Origin of the sequence: Kitasatospora sp. NPDC056651, from assembly GCF_042792155.1 — a bacterium.
Lineage (GTDB): Bacteria > Actinomycetota > Actinomycetes > Streptomycetales > Streptomycetaceae > Kitasatospora.
Genome location: NZ_JBHTWX010000067.1, coordinates 14,131 through 30,982 on the forward strand (window position 1 = coordinate 14,131; position 16,852 = coordinate 30,982).

13 protein-coding genes and 1 pseudogene are annotated in these 16,852 nt (G+C 74.6%); 8 read left to right on the plus strand and 6 right to left on the minus strand.

What is annotated here, in order from left to right; translation table 11 throughout:
- Window positions 1-400: 400 nt before the first annotated feature.
- From ACFRAR_RS24365 to ACFRAR_RS24375, 3 genes and pseudogenes are all read right to left on the minus strand, one after another.
- Window positions 401-1,534, minus strand: a pseudogene (locus ACFRAR_RS24365) (diguanylate cyclase domain-containing protein); the annotation flags it as partial.
- Between the two features lie 464 nt (window positions 1,535-1,998).
- Complete coding sequence (locus tag ACFRAR_RS24370; protein ID WP_380700287.1) at window positions 1,999-3,123, minus strand: adenylate/guanylate cyclase domain-containing protein; 1,125 nt, start codon at window positions 3,121-3,123, stop codon at window positions 1,999-2,001.
- Window positions 3,124-3,296: 173 nt separating this feature from the next.
- Window positions 3,297-4,190 carry a biotin--[acetyl-CoA-carboxylase] ligase gene (locus ACFRAR_RS24375; RefSeq protein ID WP_380700288.1) on the minus strand — a complete coding sequence of 298 codons (894 nt, stop codon included), beginning with the start codon at window positions 4,188-4,190 and terminating at the stop codon, window positions 3,297-3,299.
- 267 nt (window positions 4,191-4,457) lie between these two features.
- On the opposite strand from ACFRAR_RS24375, the gene ACFRAR_RS24380 reads away from it, so the two are divergent.
- The 6 genes from ACFRAR_RS24380 (at window position 4,458) to ACFRAR_RS24405 (ending at window position 10,070) form a co-directional block, all read left to right on the plus strand.
- Window positions 4,458-6,047, plus strand: coding sequence for an acyl-CoA carboxylase subunit beta (locus tag ACFRAR_RS24380; RefSeq protein ID WP_380700289.1), 1,590 nt, complete (start codon window positions 4,458-4,460; stop codon window positions 6,045-6,047).
- A gap of 29 nt (window positions 6,048-6,076) precedes the next feature.
- Entirely contained in the window at window positions 6,077-6,298 is a 222-nt protein-coding gene (locus ACFRAR_RS24385) for an acyl-CoA carboxylase subunit epsilon (RefSeq protein WP_380700290.1), read from the plus strand.
- 128 nt (window positions 6,299-6,426) lie between these two features.
- The gene (mmpB, locus tag ACFRAR_RS24390; protein WP_380700291.1) at window positions 6,427-6,567 is read left to right on the plus strand and encodes a morphogenic membrane protein MmpB; all 141 of its coding nucleotides are present in this window, start codon (window positions 6,427-6,429) and stop codon (window positions 6,565-6,567) included.
- A 74-nt stretch (window positions 6,568-6,641) separates the two neighbouring features.
- Window positions 6,642-7,244 (plus strand): nucleoside triphosphate pyrophosphatase, encoded by a 603-nt coding sequence (locus ACFRAR_RS24395; RefSeq protein WP_380700292.1) that lies wholly within the window; start codon window positions 6,642-6,644, stop codon window positions 7,242-7,244.
- 65 nt (window positions 7,245-7,309) lie between these two features.
- Window positions 7,310-8,044 carry a hypothetical protein gene (locus ACFRAR_RS24400; protein WP_380700293.1) on the plus strand — a complete coding sequence of 245 codons (735 nt, stop codon included), beginning with the start codon at window positions 7,310-7,312 and terminating at the stop codon, window positions 8,042-8,044.
- Between the two features lie 235 nt (window positions 8,045-8,279).
- Entirely contained in the window at window positions 8,280-10,070 is a 1,791-nt protein-coding gene (locus tag ACFRAR_RS24405) for an acetyl/propionyl/methylcrotonyl-CoA carboxylase subunit alpha (protein WP_380700294.1), read from the plus strand.
- 105 nt (window positions 10,071-10,175) lie between these two features.
- Here ACFRAR_RS24405 and ACFRAR_RS24410 read toward each other — a convergent pair whose 3' ends face one another.
- On the minus strand, window positions 10,176-11,132 hold the full coding sequence (locus ACFRAR_RS24410) for a DeoR/GlpR family DNA-binding transcription regulator (RefSeq protein ID WP_380700319.1): 957 nt from the start codon (window positions 11,130-11,132) through the stop codon (window positions 10,176-10,178).
- A 236-nt stretch (window positions 11,133-11,368) separates the two neighbouring features.
- Window positions 11,369-12,823, minus strand: coding sequence for an NAD(P)H-quinone dehydrogenase (locus ACFRAR_RS24415; protein WP_380700295.1), 1,455 nt, complete (start codon window positions 12,821-12,823; stop codon window positions 11,369-11,371).
- A gap of 99 nt (window positions 12,824-12,922) precedes the next feature.
- Between ACFRAR_RS24415 and ACFRAR_RS24420 the strand changes: the two genes are divergently transcribed.
- Window positions 12,923-13,360, plus strand: coding sequence for a gamma-glutamylcyclotransferase (locus tag ACFRAR_RS24420; RefSeq protein WP_380700296.1), 438 nt, complete (start codon window positions 12,923-12,925; stop codon window positions 13,358-13,360).
- A 4-nt stretch (window positions 13,361-13,364) separates the two neighbouring features.
- Here the strand turns inward: ACFRAR_RS24420 and ACFRAR_RS24425 are convergent, their stop codons facing one another.
- Window positions 13,365-14,354 (minus strand): hypothetical protein, encoded by a 990-nt coding sequence (locus ACFRAR_RS24425; protein WP_380700297.1) that lies wholly within the window; start codon window positions 14,352-14,354, stop codon window positions 13,365-13,367.
- Between the two features lie 225 nt (window positions 14,355-14,579).
- Between ACFRAR_RS24425 and ACFRAR_RS24430 the strand changes: the two genes are divergently transcribed.
- On the plus strand, window positions 14,580-16,844 hold the full coding sequence (locus ACFRAR_RS24430) for a cache domain-containing protein (protein WP_380700298.1): 2,265 nt from the start codon (window positions 14,580-14,582) through the stop codon (window positions 16,842-16,844).
- The last annotated feature ends 8 nt before the right edge of the window (window positions 16,845-16,852 follow it).

Below are 16,852 nucleotides of genomic sequence, written 5' to 3' on the forward strand. Positions count from 1 at the left end.
CCGGGTCGTTGCCGGCCGCGCCCGCGCGCAGCGCGAAGGCGCCGCCGCGGACGGCGCGGCGGGTCATCGGGTAGTGGCGGAGGTCGAAGACCGCGTCGGGGGCCTCGATCTGGGCCCGCTGGGTCTCCGCGCGGGTACTGCTGGGCCCACTGGTCATCCGGTAGACGGCGTGCTGGGCGGTGCGCATCAGGTGGGAGCCGGGCGGGACGTACGAGACCCACCAGCCCACGGCGTCCAGCAGCCGGGCGGAGGAGTCGGCGACCACGACCAGCTTGCCGAGGGTGTCCGCCGGGTGGACGGCCCGGCCGGCGGCGGCCTGGTCGAGGGAGGCGAGGACGGCGGTGAGCAGCTGTCCCGGGTCGGCGCTGTGGGCGGCGCCGCGGAACCGCCGCCGGTCGGCCGCCCCGGCGCGCCCGTTCGACCCGCGCCGCCCGTCCGCCCGGTGGTGCGGGTCGGCGGCGTCGGCGAGCAGCACGGTGGGGTCGGGCGAGAAGCCGGGGCCGTGGCTGCGTCCGGCGACCACGGGGTGGGCGGCCCGGGCGGCCTTGGCCCGGTACTGGGCGGCGTCGGCGAGCCGGAACAGCCGGTCCGGGGTGGTGACCGGCCCGATCGAGTCCCCGGTGGAGGCGACGCCGCAGGCCACCCCCTCCCCCTCGGACAGCGCGAGCGCCCGGGCGCACAACTCCTCGGCGACGGCGACCACTTCGTCGGCCTTGTGCCCCTCGACCAGCAGGCAGAACTCGTCGCCGCCGAGCCGGGCGGCGAGGCTGCCGGGGAGCTTGGCGGCGGCCAGCGAGAGCTGGTGGGCGAAGCGCTCCAGCAGCCGGTCGCCCATCTCGTGGCCGAGCCGGTCGTTGACCCGCTTCAGCCCGTTGACGTCGCAGACCACCAGCGAGACCACGGTGTCGTCCCGGTTGTGGGCCAGCAGGGCGTTCTCCAGCCGGGCGTCGACCGCTCGGCGGTTGGCGAGGCCGGTGAGCGGGTCGGAGAAGGCGAGCCTGCGCAGGTCGGCCAGGCGCTCGGTCTGCGCCAGCCCGGCCGAGACCTGGGCGGCGAGCAGCGTCGCGTAGTCGGCGTCGGCGTCGGTGAACTCGGGCATCCCGGCCGAGCGGGCGAGGTACAGCTCGCCCCAGGCCTGCCCGTGCAGCACGATCGGCGCGACCACGCAGCAGGCCCGCCCGCGCCGGCGCAGCGCCGCGGCGCGTTCCTGGCAGTACGCGCCGGCGGTCGGGTGCGCGTGCCCGGCGTGCGGCTCGGTGTTCTCGGCGCTCTGCAGCCAGGCGCGCGGCAGCCGCCCGGTGGTCCAGCGCTCCTCCAGGTAGGTGACGATCTCGGGGAAGTCGGCGACGGGGTACGACTCGTCCTCGGGCAGTTCCTCCTCGCCCGGGGCGAGTTCGCCGTGGTTGACCAGGACCCGCAGCCGGCCGGACTCGCGGTCCCAGACCGAGACGGCGGCCATGGTGGCGCCGAGCGCCTCGGTGGCCCGGGCGGCGGCGGCCCGGACGGCCTCCAGCGGGGTGATCGCGGCGGCCATGTCCTGGGCCAGCTCGACCACGGACTGCAGCCGCAGGTCGGGCAGCGGGTCGGGGTGCCGCGGACGGCCGCAGTCGCAGTCGTGGTCGCGGTCCATCATGATCGCCTCACTGCTCACCGACTCGCCTCGCTCCCTCTGCGCGGTCCTGCCGGACCCCCGTCGACGGCCCCCGTCGGACGGCCGTACCCGATCGGCCGCTTGCACCAAGACTAGGGCGATTTCGTTCGGTTATGCCCTGTTTGCCCGGAAGGACCCGCAGTAGACCGTACGGGTTTCAACCGCTTGATGCCCGGAACGCCGCACTGCCCATGGGAATCGCCTCTCGGCGGGGCGCGCCCACGGGCTGCTCCACCGCGGACGTCTTCCCCGCGCGTCGGCCGCCACCCGGCCGTCGCCCGCCATGGCCCGGCCCCGCGTGTCGGGCCGCCCCCCGGCCCCGCGCGACGGCCCCGCCGGGCCGGGCCCTACTCGGCCTTCAGCCGCCGGGTGAGCAGCCAGGGCTCGACCAGCCCGAGGCCCCGCACCGGTCTGCGCCACATCGGCTGGAGGTGGAACCGGGCCCCGGCGTCCGGGCCCGGCATCGGCAGCCCGGAGGCGGGCATCCCGGCCGCGGCCGACAGCGCCTCCGCCAGGCCCGGCCCCTCGGAGTCAGCCGGGGCGACACTGCCGTTCTGCTCCAGCGCGGCGGCGAACTCGCCGTCGATCAGCACCGCGTCCTTGGGCGCGATCGAGGTGAGCCGGCTGGCCAGGTTGACGGTGGTGCCGAAGACGTCGCCCATCCGCGAGGTGACCGTGCCGAAGGCCATGCCGACCCGCAGCGGCGGGATGGTGTCCTCCTCGGTCAGCGCCTCGATCAGGCTGAGCGCGATCTCGGCGGCGGTCGCCGGGTCCTCGGAGACGTAGAGGATCTCGTCGCCGAGCGTCTTGATCACCCGGCCGCCCTGACCGGCGATCAGGTCCGAGCAGGTGTTCTCGAAGGTCTCGACCAGCTCGCCGAGCTCCTCCTCCTCCAGCCGCCGGGACAGCCGGGTGAAGCCCACCAGGTCGGCGAAGCCGACGGCGAGCCGCCCGCTGGTGATCTCGTTGTCCTCGGCGGCCTGCACCACCCGGCCGGTGACGGCCGCCAGCTGGCGCCGCCAGACGTACACCAGGAACTGCTCCAGCTCCGGCAGCAGCAGCTCGACCAGCGGGTACGCGACGTCGGCCCGGGTCAGCCCGGGCTCGGCGGACTGGGTGAGGTTCTCCAGGAAGGTGTCCATCTGCCAGCCGGCCAGCCGGGCCGTGGTCTGGCCGGTGGAGCGGGCCACCTGGATCGCCATCGACTCGCTGAGCAGCCCGGACTCGACCAGGCCGGCCAACCGCCGCAGCGCGATCACGTCGCCGTCGGTGAGCGCCCGGGACTGGCCGATGTCGGGGAAGCCCATGGCCCGCCAGAACCGGGTGGCCAGCTCCATCGGGACGTCGGCGGCGCGCGCGGCCTGGTACGGGGTGTAGCGGCGTGGCGCGTCCAGGATCAGGTGTTCCAGTTCGAGCGCGACCGTGGGGTCGTTGCTGCCCCCCGTCGCGCCGCTGCCGCCGTCCTCTGCCACCGGTCCGTCCCCGTGCGATCGCCGCACTCGCCTCGTGTCCTACCTGTCCGGGCGCGCCGTCCGCCACCCGGGCGGGCAGTGGCGCGCCTCACACCACTGCCAGGTGGAATGTTCGCACGGAATCGTCGGATCCGGGGCATCAGCCCGGGTCAAGGGGAGGTGAAGAGTGCCGTTCAGCGGGGCTCGGGGCGCACGTGGACGACGTCCCCGGCGCCGACCGCCCGGCGTGCGCCGTCGGCCGTACGGACCACCAGCCGGCCGTCGCCGTCCACCGCCACCGCCTCGCCGACCAGCTCGCGGTCGCCCGGCAGGTGCACCTTCACCCGGCGGCCGAGCGTGCTGCAGCGGTCCACGTAGGCGCGCAGCAGGTCACTGGCGTGCGGGTCGCCGGCGGCGGCCGTCCACTCCCGGTACAGCACGGCGAACTCGCGCAGCAGGGCGCGCAGCAGGGTGCCCCGGTCCGTGGTCGTGGCGTCGGCCAGGGCGAGCGAGGCGGCGGTGGGGACGGGCAGTTCCGCGGCGCGCAGCGAGACGTTCAGGCCCATGCCGACCACCACCGCGCCGCCGGCCAGCTCGGTGAGGATGCCGCCGAGCTTGCGCTCCGCGCCGTCGATCTCCACCTGGAGGTCGTTGGGCCACTTCAGCCCGACCTCGACCCCGGCGACCCGGCCGAGCGTGCCGGCCACGGCCACCCCGGCCAGGATCGGCAGCCAGCCGTAGCGCTCGACCGGCACCTCCTCGGGGCGCAGCAGGACGGACAGGAACAGCCCGGAGCGGGCCGGGGCGGTCCACTGCCGGTCCAGCCGGCCGCGCGCGGCGCTCTGCGCCTCGGCCACCAGCACCGCGCCCTGCCCGGCGCCCGCCCTGGCCCGGGCGGCGAGGTCGCTGTTGGTGGAGCCGGTCTCGGCGACGACGTCCAGGGAGGTCCACAGACCGCCGGGGACCAGCAGGTCCCGGCGCAGCGCCTCCTCGTCCAGCGGCGGACGGTCCAGGTCGGTCCAGGGCGACGGTCCGGCGTGGCCGAAGCCGCGCAGTCCACTGCGGCGGGGGGTGTCGGATGCGGTCATGGTGTCGAGACTAGGGGGCCGCTCCCCCGGCCGCGCCCCAGGCCGCAGTCCGCAGTCCGCAGTCCGCAGTCCGCCCCATCGTCCCGCAGAACGCGGCCGGACACACTGTGTCGAGGGCCATAACGCCAGGACGTGCCGGATCGCCCTCCGCGCTGGCTACGCTACCCAGCGGTAGTTCGTAGCGCCGCCCTGCCCTCCTGCGCGGGCCCACCACCCGGCCCCGCGCGCACTCGAACAGGTCGGCCATGGATCAGGGAGAGCCACCGGATGACCGAGGCGCCGTACGACCCCCACACCACCGCGGGCAAGCTCGCCGACCTGCGCCGCAGGCTGGACGAGGCGGGGCACTCCGGCTCCGCGAAGGCCGTGGAGAAGCAGCACGCCAAGGGCAAGCTGACCGCCCGTGAGCGGGTCGTGGAACTGCTGGACGAGGACTCCTTCGTGGAGTTCGACGAGTTCGCCCGGCACCGCTCGACCAACTTCGGCCAGGAGAGGACCCGCCCGTACGGCGACGGCGTGGTGACCGGCTACGGCACCGTGGACGGCCGCCAGGTCGCCGTGTTCGCCCAGGACTTCACCGTCTTCGGCGGCTCGCTCGGCGAGGTCTTCGGCGAGAAGATCGTCAAGGTCATGGACTTCGCGCTGAAGACCGGCTGCCCGGTCATCGGCATCAACGACTCCGGCGGCGCCCGGATCCAGGAGGGCGTGGTCTCGCTCGGCCTCTACGGCGAGATCTTCCGCCGCAACGTGCACGCCTCGGGCGTCATCCCGCAGATCTCGCTGATCATGGGCCCGTGCGCGGGCGGCGCGGTGTACTCCCCCGCGATCACCGACTTCGTGGTGATGGCCGACCGGACCTCGCACATGTTCATCACCGGCCCGGACGTCATCAAGACCGTCACCGGCGAGGACGTCGCGATGGAGGAGCTGGGCGGCGCGCGCACCCACAACACCAAGTCCGGCAACGCCCACTACCTGGCCGCGGACGAGAAGGAGGCGATCGAGTACGTCAAGAGCCTGCTCTCGTACCTGCCCTCCAACAACCTGAGCGACCCGCCGTCCTACCCCGAGCGGGCCGACCTCACGGTCACCGACGAGGACCTCGAACTCGACACCATCGTGCCGGACTCGGCGAACCAGCCGTACGACATGCGCCAGGTGATCGAGCACATCGTCGACGACGGCGAGTTCCTGGAGACCCAGCCGCTGTACGCGGGCAACATCATCACCGGCTTCGGCCGGGTCGAGGGCCAGTCCGTCGGCATCGTCGCCAGCCAGCCGATGGACCTGGCCGGCTGCCTGGACATCAACGCCAGCGAGAAGGCCGCCCGTTTCATCCGCACCTGCGACTCCTTCAACGTCCCGGTGCTGACCTTCGTGGACGTGCCCGGCTTCCTGCCCGGCACCGAGCAGGAGTGGGACGGCATCATCCGGCGCGGCGCCAAGCTGATCTACGCCTACGCCGAGGCCACCGTCCCGCTGATCACCGTGATCACCCGCAAGGCCTTCGGCGGCGCCTACGACGTCATGGGCTCCAAGCACCTGGGCGCGGACCTCAACCTGGCCTGGCCGACGGCGCAGATCGCCGTGATGGGCGCGCAGGGCGCGGTCAACATCCTGCACCGCCGGGAGATCGCCGAGGCCGAGGCGGCCGGCACCGCCGAGGAGAAGCGGGCCGAACTGATCGCCTCGTACGAGGACACCCTGCTGAACCCCTACCTGGCGGCCGAGCGCGGCTACGTGGACGCGGTGATCGCGCCGAGCGAGACCCGCCGGCACATCGTGCGCGGCCTGCGCGCGCTGCGCGGCAAGCGCGAGGTGCTGCCGCCGAAGAAGCACGGCAACATCCCCCTGTAGGCCCCGTCCCTGTCGGGAGAGAACCAGCCATGTCCCCGATCCACGTGCTGCACGGACAACCGACCCCCGAGGAGCTGGCCACCGTCCTGGCGGTGGTCCAGTCCCGGGCCGCCGCCGCGCAGGCCGCCGCCGAGGCGGCGCGCCTGACCGGTGCCGGCCCGGCCTCCCCCTGGAACGACCGCGCCCGGACGCTCCGCCCCGCCGTCCACCCGGGCGCCAACGCCTGGCGGACCTCGGGCTGGGCGCACTGAAGTCCCGGTGCGGAGCGGGAAGTCGGCCCCGCCGGCCGCCCGCTCCGCACCGCCGGGAGACCGCTCGGCCCGGAACCTGAGTACGGATACTCAGGCGCCCGCGCCCCCGCACGGCGCACTCTGGACGGGTGCTCTGGTCAGACCCCCGCGACGAGCCCTCGCCCGAGGCCCGTCGGATGCAGCAGCGGATGCAGCGGGCCGGCCGGGTGCTCGCCGCCCTGGCGCTGGTGGGCGCCGTGCTGGTGATGATCGCCCGCTCGTTCACCTGAGCCGTTCGCCTGAGCCGTCCGGAGGAACCCCTTCACCCGAACGGCGGACACCGGCACCCCCTACCCTGGTGGGCATGACCGACCAGCGCGCCCTCGTCCTCGCCTCCGCCTCCCCCGCCCGCCTCGGGCTGCTGCGCCAGGCGGGGCTCGACCCGCGCGTGGTGGTCAGCGGCGTCGACGAGGACGCGATCACCGCCGCCACCCCCGCCGAGCTCGCGCTCGTCCTGGCCGAGGCCAAGGCGAAGGCCGTCGCCGCCGATCTCTCCGGCGGCGAACTGGTGATCGGCTGCGACTCCGTCCTGGAGCTGGACGGCCAGGCCCTCGGCAAGCCCGCCGACGCCACCGAGGCGCTGGCCCGCTGGCGGTCGATGCGCGGGCGGGCCGGTGTGCTGCGCACCGGCCACTGTGTGATCGACACCGCGACCGGCCGGCAGTCCTCGGCCACCGCCTCCACCACCGTCCGCTTCGGCACCCCGGACGACGCCGAGATCGCCGCGTACGTGGCCTCCGGCGAACCCCTGCACGTGGCCGGGGCGTTCACCCTGGACGGCCGCTCGGCCCCGTTCATCGACGGCATCGACGGCGACCCGGGCAACGTCATCGGCCTCTCCCTGCCGCTGCTGCGCCGGCTGCTCGCCGACCTGGACGTGCGCATCACGGACCTCTGGGCCAACTGACCTGCCGCACCCTGCCGTTGCCCCTCTAAGCTGGCCGCGTTCGATCCGGGGGAGGAACGCGGCAGATGAACGACAGCGTGCTCAACGTCGTGCTCGGCCTGGTGGCCAGCGCGATCAGCGCCGGCCTCGGCTGGCTGGCCCAGGCGCTGCGCCGGCGCCGCAGGATCGAGCGGGTGCGGGCCTTCTTCGGGCTGCCGAGCGGCGGCGAGTGCCTGATCGTGGTGCCGCGCAGCATCGGGACGGGCTCGCACGCCCACACCGTGACCCGGCGCGACGCCTACGCGCTGATGTGGCTGGCCGGGCTGGTCGAGGAGTGCGGGGCTCGGCCCGAGCTGGTCGCCCACGACGCCGCGCACCGCGGCCTGGGCGCCAAGACCGAGCTGTGCCTGGGCGGTCCGGTCTCCAACGAGCGGATGGCCGCGCACCTGGCCTGGGGCCTGCCCGGCGCGCACGTCACCTCGGGGCCGGGGCCGGGCAGCAACGTGATCGTGGTGGGCGGGCACGACTACACCGCCGACCACGACCGGGCGCACACCCTGCTCGCCCGGATCGCCACCCCGGACGGCGGCCGCCCGGTGTTCCTGGTCTCCGGCCAGACCGGCACCGCCAACCAGGCCGGTGTCCGCTACCTGGTCTCCCACCACCGCGCACTCGCCCGGAAGTACGGGCCGGACGGCACCTTCGCGCTCGTCCTGCGGGTGGTCAACCCGGAGGCGTACGGGCCGGACATGGTCGAGCTCGCGGCCGACGTGACGGCCGAGGCGCTGGAGCGTCCCGGCGCTCGTTCCGGCGCCGCCTGAGCGGTCCGCGCGGGAGTGTGGCCGATGCCACCCTCCCGCCACGCCGCCGCCCGGCGGGCCGCCGCGGCTCCGGTGCTCCGACCTCACCCGCACCGACCAGCGGCGCCGTCCGCGCGTCCGCCCGCCGGGCCGGGAAACGGATCACCCAGTGTGTGGGATAGTTCACAACCTGGGGCTACTCGCCGGTACTGCTGAGGAATCCATAAACTCGACGAGGTTCAAGAAGGGAGCCACAGTGCGCAAGGTGCTCATCGCCAACCGCGGGGAAATCGCCGTCCGCGTCGCCAGGGCCTGCTCGGACGCCGGTATCGCCAGCGTCGCCGTCTACGCCGAGCCGGACCGGGATGCGCTGCACGTCCGCGCGGCCGACGAGGCTTACGCGCTGGGCGGTGACACCCCCGCCACCAGCTACCTGGACATCGCCAAGGTCCTGAAGGCGGCCGCCGACTCCGGCGCCGACGCCGTCCACCCCGGTTACGGGTTCCTGTCGGAGAACGCGGAATTCGCCCAGGCCGTCATCGACGCGGGCCTGATCTGGATCGGCCCGCCGCCGCAGGCCATCCGCGACCTCGGCGACAAGGTGACCGCCCGCCACGTCGCCCAGCGGGCCGGTGCCCCGCTGGTGGCCGGCACCCCCGACCCGGTCGCGGGCGCCGACGAGATCGTCGAGTTCGCGCGGGAACACGGCCTGCCGGTCGCCATCAAGGCGGCCTTCGGCGGCGGCGGACGCGGCCTCAAGGTCGCCCGCACGCTGGAGGAGATCCCCGAGCTGTTCGAGTCCGCGGTGCGCGAGGCCGTCGCCGCCTTCGGCCGCGGCGAGTGCTTCGTCGAGCGCTACCTGGACAACCCGCGGCACGTGGAGACCCAGTGCCTGGCCGACAAGCACGGCAACGTGGTGGTCGTCTCCACCCGTGACTGCTCGCTCCAGCGCCGCCACCAGAAGCTGGTCGAGGAGGCGCCCGCGCCGTTCCTGACCCCCGAGCAGAACGCCGAGCTGTACCGGGCGTCCAAGGCCATCCTGAAGGAGGCCGGCTACGAGGGCGCCGGGACCTGCGAGTTCCTGGTCGCGCTGGACGGCACGATCTCCTTCCTGGAGGTCAACACCCGCCTCCAGGTGGAGCACCCGGTCACCGAGGAGGTCACCGGCCTCGACCTGGTCCGCGAGATGTTCCGGATCGCCGACGGCGAGGAGCTCGGCTACGGCGACCCCGAGGTCCGCGGCCACTCCTTCGAGTTCCGCATCAACGGCGAGGACCCGGGCCGCGGCTTCCTGCCCGCGCCCGGCACCGTGACGCTGTTCGCCCCGCCGTCCGGCCCGGGCGTGCGCCTGGACTCCGGCGTGGAGACCGGCTCGGTCATCGGCCCGGCCTGGGACTCGCTGCTGGCCAAGCTGGTCATCACCGGCCGGGACCGCAAGCAGGCCCTGGAGCGGGCCCGCCGCGCACTGGCCGAGTTCAAGGTGGAGGGCATGGCCACCGCCATCCCGTTCCACCAGGCGGTCGTCACCGACCCGGCGTTCGCGCCCGAGGTCTGTGCTCCTGAAGGATCCGGCAGCGACGAGCCGTTCAAGGTCTACACCCGGTGGATCGAGACCGAGTTCGACAACACCATCCCGCCGTTCGCCGGCGCGGCCGGTGACGGCGAGGAGGCCGAGACCCGGGAGACCGTGGTGGTCGAGGTCGGCGGCAAGCGGATCGAGGTCTCGCTGCCGTCCTCGCTGGGCGTCGCGGCGGCCCCGGCGGCCGGTGCCACGAGTGCCGCCAAGGCCAAGCGCCGGGTGGGCGCCAAGAAGGCCGGCTCGTCCGTCAGCGGCGACACCCTGGCCTCGCCGATGCAGGGCACCATCGTCAAGGTCGCCGTGGAGGAGGGCCAGGTCGTCGCCGAGGGCGAGCTGATCGTGGTCCTGGAGGCGATGAAGATGGAGCAGCCGCTGAACGCCCACAAGGCGGGCACCGTCGTCGGCCTCAAGGCCGAGGTCGGCGCGAGCGTCAGCAGCGGCGCCGCGCTGTGCGAGATCAAGGACTGACCCGTCCCTGACCCTCGGACCGGTCCGTACGCCCTTCGGGGGTGTGCGGACCGGTTCCGTCTTCCCCGGGCCCTTCCACCGGTCGCGGGGCCGAGGCGGTACGGCTCAGCGCCCGCCGCGCGGCAGGCCCATCTCGGCCAGCCGGGTCGGCATGCCGCCCGGGCCGGCCGGCCCGCCGTGCGCGCCGGGGCGGCGCTGGCCGGGCAGCGGGGCGCCGCCGGGGGGCGGGCCGCCGCGCCGGGCCATCGGGCCGGGCTGGGTCTGGTGGACCGGGCCGCTGCCGGTGCCGTGCACCGGGGCGTCCCCGCCCGGGCCGCCCAGCGGGGCGAGATCGACCTGCACCCCGCAGTCGGCGAGCGCGTCCAGCTCGCGGGCGGTCCCGTCGTCCGCGGTGGCCTGCTCGTCGGTGACCAGGCGGGTGATGGTCTCGGTGGCGACGGTCTGGAACATGCCGGCCGCGCCGAGCTTGGTGTGGTCGGCGAGGACGATCACCTCGGCGGCCGCCAGCACCATGGCCCGGTCCACGCTCGCGGACAGCATGTTCGCGGTCGACAGGCCGCGTTCGGCCGTCAGTCCGCTGCCGGAGATGAAGGCCTTGTTGACCCGCAGCCCCTGGAGCGACTGCTCCGCACCACTGCCCACCAACGCGTAGTTGGAGCCGCGCAGGGTGCCGCCGGTCATCACCACCTCGACCCGGTTGGCGTGTGCCAGCGCCTGGGCGACCAGCAACGAGTTGGTGACCACGGTCAGCCCGGGCACCCGGGCCAGCCGGCGGGCCAGTTCCTGGGTGGTGGTCCCGGCCCCCACCACCACCGAGTCCCCCTCCTCCACCAGGGCGGCGGCGGCGTCCGCGATGGCGCTCTTCTCCGCCGCGGACAGGTGGGTCTTCTGCGGGTAACCGGGTTCGCGGCTGAAGCCGCCGGGGAGCACCGCGCCGCCGTGCCGGCGGTCGAGGAGCCCTTCTGCCTCCAGCGCCCGCACGTCACGGCGCACGGTCACTTCGGAGGTCTGGACGACGCGGGCCAACTCCCGGAGCGAGACGGCTCCGTTGGCGCGCACCATTTCGAGGATCAACTGGCGACGTTCTGCAGCAAACACAGAACTGACGGTAACCTGCGTGACCGTCTGCTTTCAGGCGTTTCCAGCTAGTAGCGGGAATTGCTCACGCCCGAGCGGCGCGTGACCGTAGAATACGCGCCGCCGATTGCCCGGAACTGCGCCCGCCGTCCGGGTGACGGCCATGCCCGCGCGAAGGGCGGCCGCCGATCGGCAGCCGCCCCCAACTGCGCGCCGGATGCTCAGGATTCGCCGTCGGCCCGCTTGCGGATGTGCAGCTGCCGGGCGGCCTCGGCGGTCGAGCCGGACACGGACGGGTAGACGGTGAAGGCGCTGGCCACCTGTTCGACCGTCAGATTGGCGTCCACCGCGAGCGAGATCGAGTGGATCAGCTCACTGGCGCGCGGGGCGACGACCACGCCGCCGACCACGATGCCGGTGCCGGGGCGGCAGAACAGCTTCACGAAGCCGTCCCGGATGCCCTGCATCTTCGCCCGCGGGTTGCCGCGCAGCGGGAGCTTGACCACGACGGCGTCCATCTTGCCGCACTCCACGTCGGCCGCGGTGTAGCCGACGGTGGCGATCTCCGGGTCGGTGAAGACGTTGGAGGCCACGGTCTTGAGGTTCAGCGGCTGCACCGCGTCACCGAGCGCGTGGTACATCGCGATCCGGCCCTGCATGGCCGCCACCGAGGCGAGCATGAAGACGCCGGTGCAGTCACCGGCCGCGTACACGCCCGGGGCGCTGGTGCGGGAGACCCGGTCGACCTGGATCTGGCCCCAGTCGTTGAGCTTGACCCCGGCCTCCTCCAGGCCCATCTCGGAGGTGTTGGGGATCGAGCCGACCGCCATCAGGCAGTGGGTGCCCTCGATGACCTTGCCGTCGGCCAGCATGACCTCGACCCGGTCGCCGATCCGCTTGACGCTCTCGGCCCGCGAACGGCCCATCACGTTCATGCCGCGGCGGCGGAAGACGTCCTCCAGCACCTCGGCGGCGTCCGGGTCCTCGCCCGGCAGCACCCGGTCGCGGCTGGACACCAGGGTCACCTTGGAGCCGAGCGCCTGGTACGCGCCGGCGAACTCGGCACCGGTCACACCGGAGCCGACCACTATCAGCTCGCGGGGCAGCTCCTCCAGGTCGTACACCTGGGTCCAGGTGAGGATCCGCTCGCCGTCCGGCTGGGCGTCCGGCAGCTCGCGCGGGTGGGCGCCGGTGGCGATCAGCACGGCGTCGGCGCGCAGCGACTGCACGGTCCCGTCGGGCGCGTCCACCAGCACCTCCCGGGAGCCGTCCACGGCCTGCCCGCCGCCGCCGAGCCGGCCGCGGCCGCGCAGCACGGTGACGCCGGCCCGGGTGACGGACTGGGTGATGTCGTGGGACTGCGCGATGGCGAGGCGCTTCACGCGTCGGTTGACCTTGCCCAGGTCCACGCCGATCACCCGGGCCGCCTGTTCGACCGGCGGGGTGTCGTCCGCGACCAGGATGCCGAGTTCCTCGTACGAGCTGTCGAAGGTGGTCATCACCTCCGCGGTCGCGATCAGCGTCTTCGACGGAACGCAGTCCGTGAGCACCGCCGATCCACCCAGACCGTCGGTGTCGACGACGGTCACCTCCGCGCCGAGCTGTGCGGCGACCAGGGCCGCCTCGTAGCCGCCGGGTCCGCCACCGATGATCACGATCCGAGTCACGTTCCCCATTGTCCCGCACGCCCGGAGCGCCGCCACGCCGGGGTCCCGGCTTCCGTACCTTCGCCCAGTCGCCCCGGCCCGCCCGCCACCCGGGCTACGCTGGCCCCCATGCCCCTTTACGCCGCGTATGCCACCAACCTCGATGCCCGGCAGATGACCCGCCGCGCCCCGCACTCCCCACTGCGCGGCACGGGGTGGCTGGACGGCTGGCGGCTCACCTTCGGCGGCGAGCAGCTGGGCTGGGAAGGCTCGCTGGCCACCGTGGTCGAGGACGAGAAGGACCGGGTCTTCGTCTCGCTGTACGACGTCGCGCCGATGGACGAGGAGGGCCTGGACCGCTGGGAGGGCGTCCAGCTCGGCATCTACCGCAAGATCAAGCTGCGCGCGCAGACCCTGGACGGGGACATCCAGGTCTGGACGTACGTGCTCAACGACTACGAGGGCGGCCTGCCTGCGGCCCGCTACCTCGGCCTGGTCGCCGACGCCGCGGAGAGCGCCGGCGCCCCGCACGACTACGTGCTGGACCTGCGCCGCCGCCCCTGCTGATCCCTCAGGGGCGCGGCCCCCAAGCGAGCGCGGTGTCCGCCAGCACCCCGGCCACCACCGCGCGCCGGGCCGGCTCGGTGCGCAGCCCGTTGCCCAGCTCGACGTGCAGCCACGGCACCCCGACGCCGGCCGCGAACCGGCCCTCGACGTTGGTGGTGCCGCCCAGCTGCCCGCACTTCTCCCGCCAGGCCCGGCAGACCGCGTACCCGCTCCGGGTCAGCCCGGTGGCGGTGAGCTCGGCGGCCGTCCCCGGCTGCCCGACACCGGGCGAGACCACCGCGTCCTGCCCGGGCAGGCTGCCCTCGTCGAAGCCGTGCACCTGGATGCCGGGCACCCCGCGTCCGGCGAGCGCCTCGACCACGGCGGCGAAGACGGTGTCGGTGCGGTGCGCGACGTCCGAGGAGCCGTCCGCCCCGGCCCGGCGGTGCGCCCCGGCGAGCACCAGCACCCCGCCCGGCGCGGCCCGGAACACGTCCACCCCGAGCGCCTCGGTGCGGGCGTCCGACACCGGGTGGGGCACCTGGACGGACCAGGCCGAGCGGACCGAGAGGTCCAGGTAGACCCGGCCCCAGCCGCGGCCCGGCTCCGCCACGGCGTCGGCCAGCTCGGCCACCCGGCGGCCGGTGACGGCCTCGGTGAACTCGGTGCGCCGGTAGCCGACCCGGGCCAGCGCGCGGTCCGCCTGCTCGGTCTGCCCGTCGAGCAGGCCCAGGACGCCGTCGGCCAGCGCCCGGCGCTGCCCGGCGTCCGGCGCGGTGTAGGGGCCTCCGGGCGCGAAGTCCCCGGTGAACCCGTCCACCCGGGCCGCCAGGTCCACCGGGGCCGGACCGGTGGGCGCCGTCCCGGACACCTGGGCCGTCCGGGACGGCTCGGCCGCCCGCGGCCGCTCGGCCCGGCCGCGCGCGGCCAGGGTCAGCACCCCCGCGAGCGCCGCCAGCACCAGCAGCACCGCCACGGGCAGCAGCAACGAGCGTCGCGAACCCCGAATCTCCATGGCGGACGAACCTACCCTGCCGGTCGCGAAGGCCATGATCCACAGGCGCGCCGAACAGATCTCCACCAAAGAGACACCCGTAGGAGACCAATTCGTGACAACTTTTCCGAATCCTCTTCGTACGCTGAGGCGGCTTGACCAGCTCTTGATCACTGCTTGACCGAGAAGGCCGGCCGCGGACTCCCGGAACGGGCGGCCCCGGGCCCGGAGGAGAACGAGGCCCCTGTGAGCGGCACGGCACCCAATCCGCCGCGGCAGCACCGCTCCCGCCGCCGGGCCGACATGCCGCTGCTCGGAGGCATCCGGCCCCCCATCGCGCTGCTGCTGGTACTACTGCTCGCCGTCGCCGCGATCACCGCCCTGGCCGTCGGCGGACTGCGCGTCGACGACACCCCGCAGGCCGTCCGGGAGTCCCACCAGTACGCCGCCGAGGACACCGCCGCCTCGCTGCGCGCCGGACTGCACGAGAGCGCCACCGACCTGCGCCGGGCCGCCGCCCGCTACGAGAGCGCCCCCGCGGAGCCCTCCGAGGTGCTGAGCGCGCTCGGCCAGGCGTACCACAAGTGGCGCGGCACGGTGATGGTCCGCCCCGACACCGGCCGGCTGCTGGCCGCCCGCGGCGAGACCGTCCCGCTGGCCGGGCTGGACCTCACCAAGGTCACCGACACCGCTCCCGCGCCCCTCCTGGTGCCCTCCGCCACCGGCACCCGGCTGCTCACCTTCGCGCTGGTCGCCACCAAGGCCGACGGCCGCGCGCTGCTGGTCGCCTCCGACAACCTGCGGCTGCCCGGCATCGCCACCCGCAAGGAACAGACCATCCAGGTCCTGGACGCCACCGGCGCCGTCCTGGACACCACCGGCGCCGCACTGGACGCCGAGGCCGACCGCGCCGTGGTCACCGCCGCCCGCGAGCGCGCCGCCCGGGAACGCCCCGTCCCCGGCGAGACGGCCTCCGGCAGCCTGACCGGCGACGCGGACGGCAAGGGCGTGCGCCGGGTCGCCGGCTGGGCCGCCGTCGCCAACCCCGACGGGCGCGACCTGGCCGCCCCGCTCGGCCTCACCGTGGTCTCCACCAGCACCGTCGACGGCAAGCCCGGCAGCCTGCGCCACCCCATGCTCGGCCTGGCCGCCGCCGGCGCCCTGCTCGTCCTCGCCCTGCTGCTCGCCTGGTACCTGAGCCGCAGCCTCCAGCGCCCGCTGCTGCGGCTGTTCCTGGAGTCCCGTCGGCTCACCCGCGGCGAGCGGCTGGAGCAGCCCGTACGGGGCCCGAAGCGCGGCGAGGCGGCCCGGATCGCCCGCGCGCTGGAGGAGCTGCGGCTCCAGCTGCGCGACCCGGCCCGCCCGCCGGCGCCGGCCCCGGCGGGCAAGCGCCGCCCCGGCACCGCGCTGCCGCTCGCGCTCTGCGCCGTCCTGGTGCTCGGCTGGTCCGTCCCGCTGATGTTCCTCGGCGGCAACGACTCCGGCGTACGGGTGCCCACCCAGGTCGTGGCCGGGCAGCGCGACCGCACCGACACCGCCGCCGACCGGATCCGCCAGGCGCTCAACGAGGGCTACGCGGACCTGCGTTCGCTCGCCCCCTCGCTCACCGACGCCTCCGTCGGCAAGGCCGAGAACCTGCTGCGCGCCACCCTCGCCGAACACGACCGCTACCGCGCGCTCTACGTCCTCGGCGCGAACGGCGAGGTGCTCGCCCGGGCCGGCGAGGCCCCGCACCGCACCGGCCCGGAGGCGCTCGGCGCGAGCGGCGTGCTGCTGCTCAACACCTCCGGCAAGGAGCCCCGGATCGCCGCGCGGGTCGCCCTGACCGCTGCCCCGGCCGACGCCGAGGCGGACGCCGGCAAGGAGGGGGCCCCGGAGCCCAAGGGCCCGGTGGTGGTCGGCGAGTTCAAGACCGACTTCCTGGGCTCGCTGCTGGTGCGCCCCGGCCTCGGCCGGGTCTGGCTGGTCGACGACCGGCAGCGGGTGCTGGCCGCCAACGAGGGCTACAGCTCCTTCGGCGACCTGCCGGACGACCGGGCCCGCAAGATCCTGGACACCGCCAAGAAGTCCGCCGCGGCCGACGTGCTGCGCGACGGGGGCGACCCGGCGCTGCTCGCCGCCGCCCCGCTCGGCGGCAACGGCAGCGTGGCCAAGCTCGGCTGGTCCGTGGTCACCGTCCACCCGGTGGCCTGGCTGCACCTGGACCAGAACCGGGCCGACCGGCGGGTGGTGCTGGCCGGCATGCTCGGCCTGACCGCCGCCGCGCTCTGCCTCGGCTGGCTGTTCATCGCCGTCGGCCTGCCGCTGCGCCGGCTCGCCGCGAGCGCCGAGGCGCTGGCCGCCGGCGACCGCCGCACCGTGCTCTACCCCGTCCACCACGACGAGGTCGGCGCCGTCGCCCGCAGCCTGGAGCTGATCCGCCAGGAGCTGGTGCGCGCCGAACAGGCCGAACGCGCCGCCCGCCGGCCGTCCGCACCCGCCGCCCCGGCCACCACCACAACCGCCCGCTGAGCCCCCGC

Excerpts from the sequence above, each read along its gene's own strand:
- ACFRAR_RS24375 (WP_380700288.1), bottom strand. The coding sequence starts at position 4,190 with ATGACCGCATCCGACACCCCCCGCCGCAGTGGACTGCGCGGCTTCGGC.
- ACFRAR_RS24380 (WP_380700289.1), top strand. The coding sequence starts at position 4,458 with ATGACCGAGGCGCCGTACGACCCCCACACCACCGCGGGCAAGCTCGCC.
- ACFRAR_RS24385 (WP_380700290.1), top strand. The coding sequence starts at position 6,077 with ATGTCCCCGATCCACGTGCTGCACGGACAACCGACCCCCGAGGAGCTG.
- ACFRAR_RS24395 (WP_380700292.1), top strand. The coding sequence starts at position 6,642 with ATGACCGACCAGCGCGCCCTCGTCCTCGCCTCCGCCTCCCCCGCCCGC.
- ACFRAR_RS24400 (WP_380700293.1), top strand. The coding sequence starts at position 7,310 with ATGAACGACAGCGTGCTCAACGTCGTGCTCGGCCTGGTGGCCAGCGCG.
- ACFRAR_RS24410 (WP_380700319.1), bottom strand. The coding sequence starts at position 11,132 with ATGGTGCGCGCCAACGGAGCCGTCTCGCTCCGGGAGTTGGCCCGCGTC.
- ACFRAR_RS24415 (WP_380700295.1), bottom strand. The coding sequence starts at position 12,823 with ATGGGGAACGTGACTCGGATCGTGATCATCGGTGGCGGACCCGGCGGC.
- ACFRAR_RS24420 (WP_380700296.1), top strand. The coding sequence starts at position 12,923 with ATGCCCCTTTACGCCGCGTATGCCACCAACCTCGATGCCCGGCAGATG.
- ACFRAR_RS24425 (WP_380700297.1), bottom strand. The coding sequence starts at position 14,354 with ATGGAGATTCGGGGTTCGCGACGCTCGTTGCTGCTGCCCGTGGCGGTG.